The 14,487-nt window shown below is 70.5% G+C and carries 14 protein-coding genes and 1 tRNA gene; 9 read left to right on the top strand and 6 right to left on the bottom strand.

All coding sequences use genetic code 11. The features are described from left to right. The first annotated feature begins 1 nt into the window (after position 1). The 3 genes from F3S47_RS19620 to F3S47_RS17425 all read left to right on the top strand — a co-directional run bounded on the left by F3S47_RS19620 (position 2) and on the right by F3S47_RS17425 (position 2,096). Positions 2-817 carry a MerR family transcriptional regulator gene (locus F3S47_RS19620; RefSeq protein ID WP_223877869.1) on the top strand — a complete coding sequence of 272 codons (816 nt, stop codon included), beginning with the start codon at positions 2-4 and terminating at the stop codon, positions 815-817. 48 nt (positions 818-865) lie between these two features. Beyond that, a tRNA-Pro gene (locus F3S47_RS17420) sits at positions 866-942 on the top strand. A gap of 62 nt (positions 943-1,004) precedes the next feature. After that, positions 1,005-2,096 (top strand): 2'-deoxycytidine 5'-triphosphate deaminase, encoded by a 1,092-nt coding sequence (locus F3S47_RS17425; RefSeq protein ID WP_150446589.1) that lies wholly within the window; start codon positions 1,005-1,007, stop codon positions 2,094-2,096. Between the two features lie 75 nt (positions 2,097-2,171). Here the strand turns inward: F3S47_RS17425 and F3S47_RS17430 are convergent, their stop codons facing one another. Both F3S47_RS17430 and F3S47_RS17435 read right to left on the bottom strand, forming a co-directional pair. Then, positions 2,172-2,741 (bottom strand): RSP_2648 family PIN domain-containing protein, encoded by a 570-nt coding sequence (locus tag F3S47_RS17430; RefSeq protein ID WP_223877870.1) that lies wholly within the window; start codon positions 2,739-2,741, stop codon positions 2,172-2,174. Then, positions 2,738-3,934 (bottom strand): RSP_2647 family RNA methyltransferase, encoded by a 1,197-nt coding sequence (locus F3S47_RS17435; RefSeq protein WP_223877871.1) that lies wholly within the window; start codon positions 3,932-3,934, stop codon positions 2,738-2,740. Before F3S47_RS17435 ends, F3S47_RS17430 begins: the two co-directional genes overlap by 4 nt. A gap of 246 nt (positions 3,935-4,180) precedes the next feature. On the opposite strand from F3S47_RS17435, the gene edd reads away from it, so the two are divergent. Further along, positions 4,181-5,983: a phosphogluconate dehydratase gene (edd, locus tag F3S47_RS17440; protein ID WP_150446590.1), complete on the top strand. Its 1,803-nt coding sequence runs from the start codon at positions 4,181-4,183 to the stop codon at positions 5,981-5,983. Positions 5,984-6,052: 69 nt separating this feature from the next. Beyond that, positions 6,053-6,694 (top strand): bifunctional 4-hydroxy-2-oxoglutarate aldolase/2-dehydro-3-deoxy-phosphogluconate aldolase, encoded by a 642-nt coding sequence (gene eda, locus F3S47_RS17445; protein ID WP_150446591.1) that lies wholly within the window; start codon positions 6,053-6,055, stop codon positions 6,692-6,694. Here eda and F3S47_RS17450 read toward each other — a convergent pair. The 4 genes from F3S47_RS17450 to F3S47_RS17465 all read right to left on the bottom strand — a co-directional run bounded on the left by F3S47_RS17450 (position 6,691) and on the right by F3S47_RS17465 (position 10,737). Continuing rightward, complete coding sequence (locus tag F3S47_RS17450) at positions 6,691-6,948, bottom strand: hypothetical protein (RefSeq protein ID WP_150446592.1); 258 nt, start codon at positions 6,946-6,948, stop codon at positions 6,691-6,693. The two genes, eda and F3S47_RS17450, sit on opposite strands and share 4 nt — an antisense overlap. Beyond that, complete coding sequence (locus F3S47_RS17455) at positions 6,938-9,706, bottom strand: [protein-PII] uridylyltransferase family protein (protein ID WP_150446593.1); 2,769 nt, start codon at positions 9,704-9,706, stop codon at positions 6,938-6,940. The genes F3S47_RS17450 and F3S47_RS17455 overlap by 11 nt, the downstream gene beginning before the upstream one ends. After that, positions 9,703-10,077, bottom strand: coding sequence for a nuclear transport factor 2 family protein (locus F3S47_RS17460; RefSeq protein WP_150446594.1), 375 nt, complete (start codon positions 10,075-10,077; stop codon positions 9,703-9,705). Before F3S47_RS17460 ends, F3S47_RS17455 begins: the two co-directional genes overlap by 4 nt. Before the next feature lie 162 nt (positions 10,078-10,239). Next, positions 10,240-10,737, bottom strand: a complete 498-nt coding sequence (locus tag F3S47_RS17465; protein ID WP_191090234.1) for an ureidoglycolate lyase — start codon at positions 10,735-10,737, stop codon at positions 10,240-10,242. 117 nt (positions 10,738-10,854) lie between these two features. Here F3S47_RS17465 and F3S47_RS17470 point away from each other — a divergent pair, with 117 nt between their 5' ends. From F3S47_RS17470 to hisH, 4 genes are all read left to right on the top strand, one after another. Next, positions 10,855-12,102 (top strand): urate hydroxylase PuuD, encoded by a 1,248-nt coding sequence (locus F3S47_RS17470; protein ID WP_150446595.1) that lies wholly within the window; start codon positions 10,855-10,857, stop codon positions 12,100-12,102. Between the two features lie 93 nt (positions 12,103-12,195). Further along, on the top strand, positions 12,196-13,185 hold the full coding sequence (locus F3S47_RS17475; RefSeq protein WP_150446596.1) for a hypothetical protein: 990 nt from the start codon (positions 12,196-12,198) through the stop codon (positions 13,183-13,185). 78 nt (positions 13,186-13,263) lie between these two features. Further along, positions 13,264-13,851: an imidazoleglycerol-phosphate dehydratase HisB gene (hisB, locus tag F3S47_RS17480; RefSeq protein WP_150446597.1), complete on the top strand. Its 588-nt coding sequence runs from the start codon at positions 13,264-13,266 to the stop codon at positions 13,849-13,851. Further along, positions 13,848-14,486, top strand: coding sequence for an imidazole glycerol phosphate synthase subunit HisH (hisH, locus tag F3S47_RS17485; RefSeq protein ID WP_150446598.1), 639 nt, complete (start codon positions 13,848-13,850; stop codon positions 14,484-14,486). Before hisB ends, hisH begins: the two co-directional genes overlap by 4 nt. The last annotated feature ends 1 nt before the right edge of the window (position 14,487 follow it).

Raw genomic sequence — 14,487 nt, forward strand, 5'->3', positions numbered from 1 at the left:
GATGCCGCCCAAGTCCAGGGACGCCTTTCGAACGATCTCCGAAGTCGCGGAGTGGCTGGATACCCCGGCCCATGTCCTGCGCTTCTGGGAGAGCAAGTTTCCCCAGATCAAGCCGGTCAAGCGCGCCGGGGGCCGCCGGTACTACCGGCCGGACGACATGGCGCTGCTCGCCGGGATCAAGACGCTGCTCCACGAGCAGGGCCTGACCATCAAGGGGGCCCAGAAGCTCCTGCGCGAGAAGGGCGTGCGCCACGTCGCCTCTCTCGGCATGGCGGAGGGAGAGGTGACGGACGCCGCCGAGGCCGAGCCGCAGCCGGACAACGTGGTTCCCCTGGAACTTCCCGAGACGCCACCCGCCCCAGAGGAGGCCCCTGAGCCGGAGGCGGCGGAGGCCCCCGCGGCCGCCGAGGAGGCGCCGCCGGAGTTCGAGCCCCTCCCGGAGGAGCCCCCGGAGACGCCCGAGGACCCGCCGAGCCCGCCGCTGTCGGACGAAGGCACCCAGGAGGGCCCGCGAGTCATCCCGCATCCCGACCCGGAGCACGAGACCGGCCAGCCCCAGCTGCCCTTCGGAACCCGTCGCCCGGAGGCCGAGGACGCGCCCGTCGAGGCCGCCGAGGCCGCTCCCACCGGCGAGGCCGAAGCCCCTGCCCCTGTCCAGCCCGCCACCGCGGAGCCTGAGCCGGGCCTGCTGGCCTACCTCGCTCATGCCGACCGGCTCGCCGCCGATCCCGACCGCCTCGCCCGGGTCACCTCGCGGCTCGAGGCCCTGGCGGAGCGGCTTCGGCAGGAGCCGGGCCGGGAAGCGTCACGAGGCTGATTTCGAGGGTTGCACGTGTCTCTCAGTTCGGTAGAAGACGCTCCACGTCGGGCTATGGCGCAGCCTGGTAGCGCGTCCGTCTGGGGGACGGAAGGTCGCAGGTTCAAGTCCTGCTAGCCCGACCATTTTCGCAACGCCCGCCCCTCACCCGGGCGGGCGTTTCGCGATCCGCGCGGAGGAAGTTGCGATGACCGGTGTCCTGCCCCGCCAGCGGATCGAGGACCTCACCCGCACCGGCGTGATCGCCTGCGACGCGCCCCTGGCCGAGGGCCAGATCCAACCCGCCTCTCTCGACCTGCGACTCGGGCAGACCGCCTACCGCGTCCGGGCCTCGTTCCTCGCGGGACAGGGCCGCAGCGTGGCCGAGCGCCTGGACGAGTTCGAGATGCACCGGATCGATCTCACCCCCGGGGCGGTGCTCGAGAAGGGCTGCGTCTACCTCGTCCCCCTGCAGGAGGGGCTCGCGCTGCCCGCGGGTCTTCATGCCGTCGCGAACGCCAAGAGTTCGACGGGCCGGCTCGACCTCCTCACGCGGACGATCACCGACGGGGGCACCGAGTTCGACCGCATCGCGACGGGTTACGAGGGGCCGCTCTACGCCGAGATCTGTCCCCGCTCCTTCTCGGTGCTGGTGCGGCCGGGCATGCGGCTCAACCAGTTGCGCCTGCGCGAGGGCGAGGCGCGGCTTTCGGACGAGGCGCTTCGGGCGCTCCACGACGAGAGCCCGCTGGTGGACAGCGAGCCGCGCATCGACGGGGGCCTCGGCTTCTCGGTCGACCTCGCCCCGCGCACCGGCACACTGGTCGGCTACCGCGCCAAGCCGCACACGGGCGTCATCGACCTCGACCGGATTGGCCAGTACGACCCGGCGGAGTTCTGGGAGGAGGTCCACGCGACCGACCGCCAGATCATCCTGGACCCCGGCGCCTTCTACATCCTCGTCAGCCGCGAAGCGGTCACCATTCCGCCCGCCTATGCCGCCGAGATGGCGCCCTACCTCGCCATGGTGGGCGAGTTCCGCGTGCACTACGCGGGCTTCTTCGACCCCGGCTTCGGGCACGAGGCCGCGGGGGGACAGGGCGCGCGGGGCGTGCTGGAGGTGCGCTGCCACGAGGCGCCCTTCGTGCTCGAACACGGCCAGATCGTCGGCCGGCTGGTCTACGAGCGGATGGCCGAGGCACCCGACCAGCTTTACGGGCAGGAGATCGCGTCGAACTACCAGGGCCAAGGGCTGAAGCTCTCAAAGCATTTCCGGGACCCGGTGCCGAAGGCGCGCTGATCGGAAAAGTGCAAGTCCGCAGCCAAATCCGGTGGACCTCGCACCAGCCAAGTCGCAAATCTGCAATCTCCCGGCTCAGTCGGCCAGGGCCTTCCCCAGCTTCGGCATCCGCGCCTTGCGCATGAGCGGCCGGATTTCCCAGTCCTCCCCGGACAGCCGCCGCGCCTCGGCCAGCACGCCGTTGCCGACCCGGGCCACCGCCTCCGCGTCCACGGCGAAGCACTCCATCGCCAGCTGGTCCGCCCCGATCCGGGCGAGCCCCTCGTCCGCCAGCGCGCCCCTCGGGAAATCCTTCGCGTTCTCGGTCACGATCCCGTCGCATGAGCTGGCCACTGCGGCCGCCAGAACGTGCAGGTCGTTCGGATCCGGCAGGCTCAGCCCCCGCTCGGACGCCGCGCCGACCTCGGCCTCCGGAAAGGCCTCCCGCGTCTCGGCCACCTCGACGCGCGCCTGCTCCTCTCCCGCCGGTCCGAGCTTGGCGGCGGCGAGCGCCCATTCCTCCAGCACCCGGGCCGACCACCGGGGCGCGTAGAACCCCTCGCGCGCCAGACCGAGCAGCACCTGCCGCATCACCGTCGGGTAGAGCACGCAGGCGTCGAGGAAGAGACGCGGCCGGCGGCCCGGCCGGACGAGCGGTTCTCTCACAGGCGGAAGACCAGCGCCTTGAGGTATCCCGTCTCGGCGAGCTGCGGCAGCACCGGGTGGTCGGCGCCCGCACGACCCTCGTAGACGATGGGCCCGCGCCGGCCGGCCTTGCCGATGCCGCGCGCCGAGGCGGCCCGGAACTTGGCGAGATCCGCCGCGTGGGAGCAGGAGCAGAGCACCAGGTATCCGCCGTCCGCGACCAGCGGGGCAGCCATCCGGGCGATCCGCTCGTAGGCCCGCAGGCCCGCCTCCAGCGCTTTCTTCGAGGGGGCGAAGGCCGGCGGGTCGCAGACGACGAGCTCGAAGCTCTCACCTTCCGCCCCCAGCGCCGCCAGGGTGTCGAAGGCATCCCCCTGCCGGGTGTCGAAACGCTCGGCCATGCCGCTCGCCTCGGCGCCTTTCCGGGCAAGCTCCAGCGCGGGCGCGGAACTGTCCACGGCCAGGGCCCGCTCCGCCCCGCCCGCCAGCGCGGCGAGGGAAAAGCCGCCCACGTGCGAAAAGACGTCGAGCACCCGTGCACCCCGCGCCAGTCCCGCCGCGAAGGCCTGGTTCGGCCGCTGGTCGTAGAAGAGGCCGGTCTTCTGCCCGCCGGTGAGGTCGGCCATGTAGGTCGCCCCGTTCATCGGCACCTCGACCGGCCCCTCGGGCGCCTGCCCCACGAGCACTTCGGAGGTCTCGTCGAGCCCCTCCAGCGCGCGGGCACGGCCGGAGGCGTTCTTGAGCACCGTGGTGACGCCCGTCACCTCGACCAGAGCCTCGACGAGCGGTTGCAGCAGCCGCTCCGCCCAGGCCGCATTGGGCTGGATCACCGCCACATCGCCGAAGCGGTCCACCACGACGCCGGGCAACCCGTCGGCCTCGGCGTGGATCAGCCGGTAAAACGGCGCGTCGTAGAGCAGCGCGCGATGGGTCTGCGCCGCCGCGATCCGCTTTTCAAACCACGCGCGGTCGATGACGGCCCCCGGCACCGGGTCCAGCATCCGCGCGGCGATCCGGCTCAGCGGATTGACCGCGACGAGCCCCATGGCGATCCGGCCCGCGTCCTCGAGCACCGCGAGGCTGCCGGGTTCGAGCGCCTTTGTCCGCCGGTCGAGCACGAGCTCGTTGGCATAGACCCAGGGAAAGCCGTGCCGCACCGCGCGGGCCTCGGCCTTGGGCATCAGTCGGACGGTGGGGAGTGTGCTGGATTCCATGGCCGTGTCCCCTAAAGCCTCGCGAGCAGGCGCGAAAGGCCCAAGACGGGGCTCTCGCGGGCTCCCGCGCATGGCGCCTGCCCAAGCTCCGGGCATCGCGGAGGCGCGGAGGCCGGAAACCGGCCCCCTCCCGTGCATTTCCGCCGGGACCGGTGCACTCTTCCTGCCAGTGGGACGGCCTGACCGGTTGTTAGCGGTAACGCCACCTGCTAAACGGCCTCCGAAACGCGAGGAAAGGATGCCCACATGGCCCTCAACCGGACCGTCGCCGAAGTCACCGACCGTATCATCGCCCGTTCCGAGAAGCCGCGCCGCGACTATCTCGACCGCATGGCCGCGGCTGCCGCGGACGGGCCCCGCCGGGCGCACCTGAGCTGCTCGAACCAGGCCCACGCCTATGCCGCGAACGCCCCCGACAAGGAGGCGATGGCGACCACGGACGTGGCCAACATTGGGATCATCACCGCCTACAACGACATGCTCTCGGCGCATCAGCCCTTCGAGCGCTTCCCGCAGATCATCCGCGACGCCGCGCGCGCCGCGGGCGGGACGGCGCAGGTCGCGGGCGGCGTGCCGGCGATGTGCGACGGCGTCACCCAGGGCCAGACGGGGATGGAGCTCAGCCTCTTCTCCCGCGACGTGATCGCGCTGGCGGCGGGTATCGGGCTCTCGCACAACACCTTCGATTCGGCGGTCTACCTCGGGGTCTGCGACAAGATCGTGCCCGGCCTCGTGATGGCGGCGGCGACCTTCGGCTACATCCCGGGCATCTTCCTGCCCGCCGGGCCGATGACCTCCGGCCTGCCCAACGACGAGAAGGCCAAGGTCCGCCAGCAGTTCGCCACCGGCGAAGTCGGTCGCGACGCGCTGATGAAGGCCGAGATGGAGAGCTATCACGGCCCGGGCACCTGCACCTTCTACGGCACCGCGAACACCAACCAGATGCTGATGGAGTTCATGGGCCTGCACCTGCCGGGCGCGAGCTTCGTGAACCCGGGCACCGAGCTGCGCGACGCGCTGACCGTCGCGGGGACCGAGCGGGCGCTCGAGATCACCGCCCTCGGCAACGACTACCGCCCGGTCTCCGACATCCTCGACGAGAAGGCCTTCGTGAACGGGATCGTCGGGCTCATGGCGACGGGCGGCTCGACCAACCTCGTGCTGCACCTGCCGGCCATGGCGCGCTGTGCGGGCGTGATCCTCGACATCGAGGACTTCAACGACCTCTCGTCGGTCACGCCGCTCATGGCGAAGGTCTACCCGAACGGGCTGGCGGACGTGAACCACTTCCACGCCGCGGGCGGCCTGCAGTACATGATCGGCGAGCTTCTGAACGCCGGCCTCCTGCACGACGACACCAAGACCGTCGCGGGCGACGGGCTGGAGCTCTACACCCACGAGCCGAAGCTTTCCGCCGCCGGGATCACCTACGAGAAGGCCGAGACCACCTCGAAGAACGAGAAGATCCTGCGGCCGGCCTCCGATCCCTTCCAGAAGACCGGCGGCCTCGCGCAGCTCTCGGGCAATCTCGGCCGCGGGGTCATCAAGGTCTCCGCCGTCGCACCCGAGCGCCAGACGATCGAGGCCAAGGCCCGCGTCTTCCACGACCAGGAGAGCGTGAAGGCGGCCTTCAAGGCGGGCGAATTCACAGAGGACACCGTGGTCGTCGTCCGGTTCCAAGGGCCCAAGTCGAACGGCATGCCGGAATTGCACGGGCTGACCCCGACACTCGCCGTGCTCCAGGACCGTGGCCTCAAGGTGGCGCTGGTGACCGACGGACGCATGTCCGGCGCCTCGGGCAAGGTGCCCGCCGCGATCCACATGAGCCCCGAGGCCGCCAACGGCGGTCCGATCGCGCTGCTGCGCGACGGCGACCTGGTGCGGCTCGACGCGCAGGCGGGCACATTGGAGTGCCTCACCTCGCTCGAAGGGCGCGAACCGGCCCAAGCCGATCTCACCGGCAACGGCACCGGCGTCGGCCGCGAGCTCTTCGCCGCCTTCCGCGCCAACTGCGGACTTGCGGCCGACGGGGCCGCGGTGGTGGTCTGAGCCAGACCCCGGATACCTCCGCCAGCGGGCCTCGACGGCCTCCGACACGCGACCAGAAGGACACCCGAGATGACCCCCGAACACGCCTCCGAACTCAACGCCAAGGTCTGCGGACTGGCCCCCGTGATCCCGGTGCTCGTCCTCGACGACGCGAGCCTGGCCGAGGGGCTGGCGACCGCCCTCGTCGCGGGCGGCCTCCCCGCGCTCGAGGTCACCCTGCGCACGCCCGCGGCCCTCGACGCGATCCGGGAGATGGCGAAGGTCGAGGGCGGCGTCGTGGGCGCGGGCACGCTGCTCACCGCCGAGGACGTGGAGAAGGCCAAGGAAGCGGGCGCCACCTTCGGCGTCTCCCCCGGCGCCACGAAGCGCCTGCTGGACGCCTGCGAGGCCAACGACCTGCCCCTTCTTCCCGGCGCGGCCACCGCGACCGAGGTGATGAAGCTCTACGAGCGCGGCTATACCGTGCAGAAGTTCTTCCCCGCCGAGGCCAACGGCGGCGCGCCCGCCCTCAAGGCCATCGGCGCCCCCCTGCCCCAGGTCAGGTTCTGTCCGACCGGTGGCGTCACGCTCTCGAACGCGCCGGACTACCTGCGGCTGGACAACACGCTCTGCGTGGGCGGCAGCTGGGTCGCGCCCAAGGACAAGGTCGCCGCCGCCGACTGGCCCGCGATCACCGCGCTCGCGACCGAGGCCGCCGCCCTCTCGCGCTAGCCGCGCCGCCCGGAGGCCCCGCCGCGCCGTCCCCGGCGCAGGGGCTCCGAGGCCCCTTCCCTGAGCACCGCGGTCATCGGGTGGCCCTCCTGCCCGTGCCGCTCCAGCATGACGGTCACCGCCTCGCGCGGGTCCTGTCCGTCGGGCAGAGAGAGCGCCCAGTCGAAGAAGATCGACCGGCATTCCTCGGCGGCGATCCCCTCGATCCGGTAGGCCTCCGCGATCAGGCCCTTGGGGTCCAGCTCATCCCGCATCCGCGCCTCCTCCGATCACCCGGCCGATGATCTCCGACGCCGCCGTCCCGCGCCGCTCCATCTCCGACCTCAGGGCGTCGGCGTCCGCCATTCCGGTCTCGCGCAGGATCAGCCCGAGGCCCCCTGCGCCCACCGCGTCGAGGTCCAGCGGCTCGCCCGTCAGCAGGCGCGACGAAGCCTGGAGCCCCCAGAAGAGCGCGGCGGCGCCGTAAAGCGCCTCCGAATCCGACTCGGAGAGCAGCCCCGCCGCCACCGCATCCCCGAGCTGCCCCCGGAGACGCCGCTCCTCCGACCCGGCCCGCAGCGCGACCGCCTGGGCGCAGAGCTCGATGTCCTGCAGCCGCCCGGGCCCCGTCTTGGCGTCGAAGGCCCCACGGGGCGACTTGGCCTCGGCCAGGCGGCGGCGCATCTCGGCCACGTCGGCGGCCACGTCCCGCGTGCCGCCCCGCTCGGCCAGGACCTCGCAGCGGACCTTCTCGACCTCTCTCGCCAGCGCCTCAGAACCCGCCACGGGGCGCGCACGGGTCAGGGCGAGGTGCTCCCAGGTCCAGGCCTCTTCCCTCTGGTAGCGTGCGAAGGCGGAGAGCTGCGTCGCCACCGGCCCCGACCGCCCGGAGGGCCTGAGCCGCATGTCGACCTCGTAGAGCCGCCCCTCCGCCATGGGCGCCGAGAGCGCGGTCACCAGTGCCTGCGTGAGCCGCGCGTAGTAGGCCCGCGCGGCGAGCGGGCGGCGGCCCTCGGAGGAGTCCACGCCGTCGGGGTCGTAGATCACGATCAGGTCCAGGTCCGAGGTCGCGTTCAGCCGCGAGGCCCCGAGAGAGCCCATGCCGATGACCACCGCCCCGCGTCCCGGGGGCGCGCCGTGCTTGGCCGCGAATTCCTCGACCACGCAGGGATAGAGCCCGGCGACCACCGCCTCCGCGAGATCGGCATACTCCTGGCCCGCCTCGTCGGCGTCGATCAGCCCGCGCAGGTGGTGCACGCCGACGCGGAAATGCCAGTCCTTCGCCCAGCGCCGGGCGGCGTCGAGCTTGGTCTCGTAGTCCTCGGCCTCGGCGATGGCCTCGTCGAGCCCCTCGCGCAGCGCCGAGACGCCCGGCCAGGGGGCGAAGAACTCTCCCGCGATCACCGCGTCCAGCACGCTCGCATTGCGCGAGAGGTACTGCGCCAGCGCCGGCGCCGTGGCGCAGATGTCGACGATGAGCTGCTGCAGCGGCGGGTTCGCCTCGAAGAGCGAGAAGATCTGCACCCCCGCGGGCAGGCCCCGCAGGAAGCCGTCGAACTGCGCCAGCGCCTCTTCGGGGCGGGCGGATTCCTTGAGCTTGCCCATGATCTGCGGCCGCAGCCGGTTGAATATCTCCACGGCGCGGGGCGACCGCAGCGCCGGGTAGCTCATCCAGCGGTCCGCCGTCTCCGCGCCGAAGCCGTCGCCCGTCTCCTCGGGCGCGTCGTCGGGGGCGAAGAAATCCTCGGTCAGCTCGTGCACCGCTTCCAGCCGCTCGGTCAGCGTCCGGCGCAGGGTCTCGGCCTCGATCCCCATGAAGGCGGCCAGCCGGTCGAAGCCCTCGCTTTCCTTCGGCAGGCTGTGGGTCTGCTGGTCGTTGATCATCTGCAGCCGGTGCTCGACCTCCCGGTGAGCGCGGTAATGCGTCGAGAGCGCCTCCGCCGTCTCCTTCGGCACCCAGCCCGCCTCGGCGAGCCGGACGAGCCCCTCTTCCGTACCGCGCACCCGCAGGTCGGGATCGCGCCCGCCGGCGATCAGCTGGCGGGTCTGGGTGAAGAACTCGATCTCCCGGATGCCGCCGCGCCCCAGCTTCATGTCGTGGCCCGGCAAGCGGAAGGGCCCGCCGAGGCCCTTGTGGTCGCGGATCCGCAGACGCATGTCGTGCGCGTCCTGGATCGCGGCGAAATCCAGGTGCTTGCGCCAGACGAAGGGGCGCAGGGTCTCGATGAAACGCTCGCCCGCCTCGATCTCGCCCGCCGCCGCGCGGGCCTTGATATAGGCGGCGCGTTCCCAGGTGCGTCCCACGCTCTCGTAGTAGCTCTCCGCCATGGCCATCGGCAGGCAGGGCGGCGTGACGGAGGCGTCGGGCCGCAGCCGCAGGTCGGTGCGGAAGACGTAGCCGCCGTCCCGGCTGTCCGAGAGGATGCGGCACATCTCCCGCGTGATCTTCACCAGCGCCGAGCGGACCTCGGGGAGATCCTCGGGCGCATGCCGCTCGTCGTCGAAGAGGCAGATGAGGTCGATGTCGCTGGAATAGTTGAGCTCGTAGGCGCCGCCCTTGCCCATGGCGAGCACCACCATGCCCGCCGTCTCCCCGGCCTGGTCGGTCAGCTTGCCGCGCTCCATGGCGCGGGCGCAGAGCCGGCGGATGGTGACGTCGACCGCCGCATCCGCGAGCCGCGTCAGAGCGCCCGTCACCTCCTCGAGTTCCCAGGCGCCGCCAAGGTCGCAGAGCGCCACCAGCAGGGCCACCCGCCGCTTGGCACGGCGCAGCTCGGGGCCGAGGTCGTCGTGCTCCAAAGCGGCCACGCGCGACAGCTCGGATTCGAGCGCTCCCTCCGGGTCCTCGACCGCCTCGCCCAGCCAGTCGTGCTCGGCCTGCACCAGCCCGGCGAGATAGGGCGAACAGCCCGCCGCCCCCGCGATCAGGTCGCGCAGTTCCGGCGCAAGCTCTCCGCAGCGCGCCCGCGCCTCCTCGCCCCGATCCCCGTCGTAGGGCTGCGGACAGCGCGTGAGACGCGCGGCGAGGCTCACGGGACCGCCCGCCCCGTGGGCGTGTCCTGGCTGAAGATATTGATCCAGCGCGGTCCGTCCCGGCGCCAGAGCGAGGAGACGTACATCTCCTCCTCCGCGCCGCCGACCACCGGCGTGTAGCGCGCACGGTAGGACAGCAGCCCGTGATCCGGGCCCACCTGCATCGACCGCGCTTCGCTGAGGGTGAAGTCGCGGATGCTGGGGCCGGTGGCCAGCTGTGCGACGTGATCCTCGCGGCCCGAGTAGCCGTCGGGGAAGACGCCCAGGAAGTCGTCGGACAACGCCGCCCGGTCGGCGCGGGCGTCGCCGGTCTGCATCGCCTCCCAGACGTCGGTTTCGGCGGCCAGTAGCTCTTCGGTCAACGCGTCCATCAGATCACTCCGCTCTCTGCCTTCGCGCGGACGCTAGAGCCGGGCCCCCGGTGCTGCAAGGGGATGAGGGCCCGCAGGGGGAAAAGTTAAATTAACTCTTTTCCCGTTCCGTTACAGGCGCTTGACCCGCTGTCCAAACTTGGACAGCCGCACCGCCCAAGGTCAGGCCCCCGTGGTCCGCCGAACCTCGTAGGGAGTATCGAACCAGTACTCCTCCAGGTTGGCCCCCTCCCCGATCCGGTCCACTACGGCGAAGAGCCCCGGCGCATGGAGCGGCGTGAGCACCCCGTGCCAGACCCCGCGCCGGAGGTTCACCGCCTGTCCCGCCTCGGTCAGAAAGGCGCGCGGCCGCCCCGGCCGGCCCGCCAGGTCCGGCGCGACGATGACGAGGAAGGGATCGAGGCTCATCGGCACGAAGGCCTGGCTCCCCTCGGGATGCCGCTCCACCATCTCCAGCGTCAGCGGCAGCTCCCGCGGCTCCGCCCGGAAGAGGCTGATCCCCGCGCGGCCCGCCCCGAAATCCATCCGTGCCCGGTCATGGTAGCGGCCGCAGAGACCCTGGTTGATGATCCGGTCCGGCTCCCCCGCGCAGTCCAGGACCTCGCCGTAGCCGCCGAAGGCCTCCGCCGTGATCGGCTCGACCGAGATCGCCTCCACCATGCCCGCGTCCCCGCTGTCCTGCCCATTTCCGCGTCATCGCGACCCGGTCGGGCCCGCTCCCCTTGAGCCTCCCCCGAAAATCGCGGCAAGTGCAAGCGAGGGACGAAAGGACGAGCCATGTACGATTACGCTGTGCTCTGGGATTGGGCGGGCTTCGCGGTCCGCTGGCTTCATGTCATCACGGCCATCGCCTGGATCGGCTCGTCGTTCTACTTCATCGCCCTCGACCTCGGCCTGAACCGGAACATCCCCGGCCCCGCAGACGGCGAGGAATGGCAGGTCCACGGCGGCGGCTTCTACCACATCCGCAAGTATCTCGTGGCCCCCGACGCGATGCCCGAGCACCTGACCTGGTTCAAATGGGAGAGTTATTCCACCTGGCTCTCCGGAGCGGCGCTTCTGGCCATCATCTACTGGGTGGGGGGCGAGCTCTACCTCATCGACCCGCAGAAGGCGGACCTCGCCCTCTGGCAGGGCATCCTGATCTCGGCGGGCTCGCTCGGCCTGGGCTGGGTGCTCTACGACCTGCTCTGCAAGTCACCGCTGGGGGACCGGCCGACGACGCTGATGCTGCTGCTCTTCGTCATCCTCGTCGCCATGTCCTGGGGCTACCACCAGGTCTTCTCCGGCCGGGCTGCGATGCTCCACCTCGGCGCGTTTACCGCGACGATCATGACGGCCAACGTCTTCTTCATCATCATGCCGAATCAGCGGGTGGTGGTCGCCGACCTCAAGGCGGGCCGGAAACCCGACGCGAAATACGGCAAGATCGCCAAGCTCCGGTCGACCCATAACAACTACCTGACGCTGCCGGTGGTCTTCCTGATGCTGTCGAACCACTACCCGCTGGCGACCTCGACCCAGTACGCCTGGATCATCGCCGCGCTGGTCTTCCTGATGGGCGTCACCATCCGGCACTTCTTCAACACGATGCACGCCCGCGGCGGCACTCCGTGGTGGACCTGGGCCGCCACCGTGCTTCTCTTCATCGGCATCGCCTGGCTCTCCACCGCGCCCCTCCGGCAGGAGACCTACGAGGAGGCCGAGGCCCGCCCCCTCACCCCGCTCGAGTCGCGCTTCGCCGAGGCCGAGGGGTTCGACGCGGCGCATGACATCGTCGTCGGCCGCTGCTCCATGTGCCACGCCCGAGAGCCCGTCTGGGGGAGCATGCAGTGGGCGCCCAAGGGCGTACTGCTCGAAACCCGGTCCGACGTCGCCCGCAATGCGCGGGCGATCTACCTGCAGGCGGGCGTGACCCACGCCATGCCGCCGGGCAATCTCACCGCCATGGAGCCAGAGCACCGCGCGGCGCTTCGCGCGTGGTATCTCGCGGCAACGGACAAGGGTCCGGCTCCGGACGCCTGACCGGGCGCTGCCGGACACATGTCCGGGAACGCTGCCCTTGCGTCACATTCCGCATTCGAACAGGCTCGGCGCGGGACAGAAGGGGACAGGCTCATGATGGATTTCAGCGCGACCAAAGCCTTTGCGATCATGCGGAAGACGGCGCCGTTCGTGATTTTCCGGATGCTCGTCTATTTCGGGATCGCTGTCGCCTACGTGGTGGTCACCGGCGCGGGCGCCGGGATCGGCTGGGGCATCGGCAACTTCGGCGACGCGGATTTCCAGGCGGGCAGCACTTTCTACGGAGGGGTCATCGGCTTCGCCCTGACGGCGGGCGTGATCTACTTCCTGCGCGAATACCTCCTCTACATCGTGAAGGCCGGGCACATCGCCGTGATGGTCGAGTACCTCGAGGGCCGCGACTTGCCGAAGGGCCAGGGCCAGATCGCCTACGCGCGCGAGATCGTCACCCAGCGGTTCGGCGAGGCCTCGGTCCTCTTCGCCGTCGACCAGCTTATCAAGGGCGTGGTGCGCGCCATCACCGGCCTGATCCAGGGGCTCATGACCGTCCTGCCGATCCCTGGGCTGTCCCAGCTCATGGGGATCGTCCGGGCCTACCTTCGCATGGCGGTCGGGCTGGTCGACGAGGTCATCCTCGCGCACAACATCCGCACGAAGTCCGAGAACCCCTACGCCTCCGCGAAGGAGGCGCTGGTGCTCTATGCGCAGAACGGCAAGGCGATGCTGACGAACGCGGCCTGGCTCACGCTCATCACCTGGGCGGTGTCGATCTTCGTCTTCTTCATCATGCTCGCGCCGGCGGCGGCGGTCGTCTACATCCTGCCTGGCGCCTGGTCCGCCGGCGGCTTCGTCTTCGCGGTCCTCTTCGCCTGGGCGGTCAAGGTCGCGCTGATCGAGCCCTTCGCGATCGCCTGCCTGCTGCAGGCCTACTTCAAGGTCACGGATGGACAGGAGCCCAACCCCGAGTGGCAGGCCCAGCTCGATCAGACCTCGGACAAGTTCAAGAAACTGGGTGAACGCGCCGTCTCCTGGGCTGGCGGGAGAGGCCGGACGCCCCGAGGGGCCACACCCGAGACCGCCTGACCCCAACCGAGCCTCGGGGCGCTTTTCACGGAGGGACGCGCTGCCTATAAGCGGCGCGTTCCTGCTTGCGGAGAGCCCATGCGACGCGCGACCATTTCCAGACGGACGTCCGAAACCGTCATCGAGGTGACGATCGACCTCGACGGCACCGGCACCTACGACAACCGGACGGGTGTCGGCTTTTTCGATCACATGCTGGACCAGCTCGCCCGGCACTCGCTGATCGACATGACCGTGCGCTGCGACGGCGACCTGCACATCGACGACCACCACACGGTGGAGGACGTGGGCATCGCCCTCGGCCAGGCCCTGCGTGAGGCGCTCGGCGAGAAGCGCGGTATCCGCCGCTACGGCGATTGCCACCTGGCGATGGACGACGCGCTCGTCCGCGCCGCGCTCGACCTCTCCGGCCGGCCCTATCTCGTCTGCAATCTCGACCTGCCGTCGCAGAAGATCGGCAGCTTCGACAGCGAGCTTGTGCGCGAGTTCTTCCAGGCCTTCTCGACACATGGCGGGATCACCCTTCACATCGATCGGCTCCACGGGATCAACGGCCACCACATTGCCGAAGCCGCCTTCAAGGCGGTCGCCCGAGCACTGCGAGTGGCTGTGGAGCCCGACCCGCGCAAGTCCGACGCCATCCCTTCGACCAAGGGGGCATTGTGAGCACGGTTCTCGTCGATTTCGCGGGCGGCAACCTGCACTCGGCGCAGAAGGCCTTCGAACGCATGGCCGCCGAGGTCGGCGGCGGGCCGGTGACGGTGAGCGCCGATCCCGATGTGGTGGCTTCGGCCGACCGGCTGGTCCTGCCGGGAGACGGCGCTTTCGCCGCCTGCCGTTCGGCACTGGACGACTGTCCGGGACTGCCGGAGGCGCTGCGCCAGGCCGTCGAGGTGGAGGGTCATCCGCTTCTGGGCATCTGTGTGGGGATGCAGCTTCTGGCCAGCGTCGGCTACGAATACGAGACAGCCGAGGGCTTCGGCTGGATCCCCGGTGCCATCCGCCGGATCGCGCCGTCCGACCCGGCCCTGAAGATCCCCCACATGGGATGGAACGACCTGGTGGTCGAACGCGCGCATCCCGTGATGGAAGGCGTGGCGACGGGCGATCACGCCTACTTCGTCCACTCCTACCAGATGGAGGTCGAGCGGCCGGCGGACCGGCTGGCGCATGTCGACTACGGCGGCCCCGTGACCGCCATCGTCGCACACGACACGGTCGTCGGGACCCAGTTCCATCCGGAGAAGAGTCAGGCGACGGGGCTTCGCCTCATCGCCAATTTCCTCTCCTGGCGGCCCTAGC

The organism is Histidinibacterium aquaticum, from assembly GCF_008710275.1.
Classification (GTDB): domain Bacteria; phylum Pseudomonadota; class Alphaproteobacteria; order Rhodobacterales; family Rhodobacteraceae; genus Oceanicola; species Oceanicola aquaticus.

Coding starts and splice junctions, on each gene's coding strand:
- hisB (WP_150446597.1), top strand. CDS start 13,264: ATGCGACGCGCGACCATTTCCAGACGGACGTCCGAAACCGTCATCGAG.
- F3S47_RS17435 (WP_223877871.1), bottom strand. CDS start 3,934: ATGGAATCCAGCACACTCCCCACCGTCCGACTGATGCCCAAGGCCGAG.
- F3S47_RS17450 (WP_150446592.1), bottom strand. CDS start 6,948: ATGCGGGATGAGCTGGACCCCAAGGGCCTGATCGCGGAGGCCTACCGG.
- F3S47_RS17425 (WP_150446589.1), top strand. CDS start 1,005: ATGACCGGTGTCCTGCCCCGCCAGCGGATCGAGGACCTCACCCGCACC.
- edd (WP_150446590.1), top strand. CDS start 4,181: ATGGCCCTCAACCGGACCGTCGCCGAAGTCACCGACCGTATCATCGCC.
- F3S47_RS17465 (WP_191090234.1), bottom strand. CDS start 10,737: ATGGTGGAGGCGATCTCGGTCGAGCCGATCACGGCGGAGGCCTTCGGC.
- F3S47_RS17460 (WP_150446594.1), bottom strand. CDS start 10,077: ATGGACGCGTTGACCGAAGAGCTACTGGCCGCCGAAACCGACGTCTGG.
- eda (WP_150446591.1), top strand. CDS start 6,053: ATGACCCCCGAACACGCCTCCGAACTCAACGCCAAGGTCTGCGGACTG.
- F3S47_RS17470 (WP_150446595.1), top strand. CDS start 10,855: ATGTACGATTACGCTGTGCTCTGGGATTGGGCGGGCTTCGCGGTCCGC.
- F3S47_RS19620 (WP_223877869.1), top strand. CDS start 2: ATGCCGCCCAAGTCCAGGGACGCCTTTCGAACGATCTCCGAAGTCGCG.
- F3S47_RS17475 (WP_150446596.1), top strand. CDS start 12,196: ATGATGGATTTCAGCGCGACCAAAGCCTTTGCGATCATGCGGAAGACG.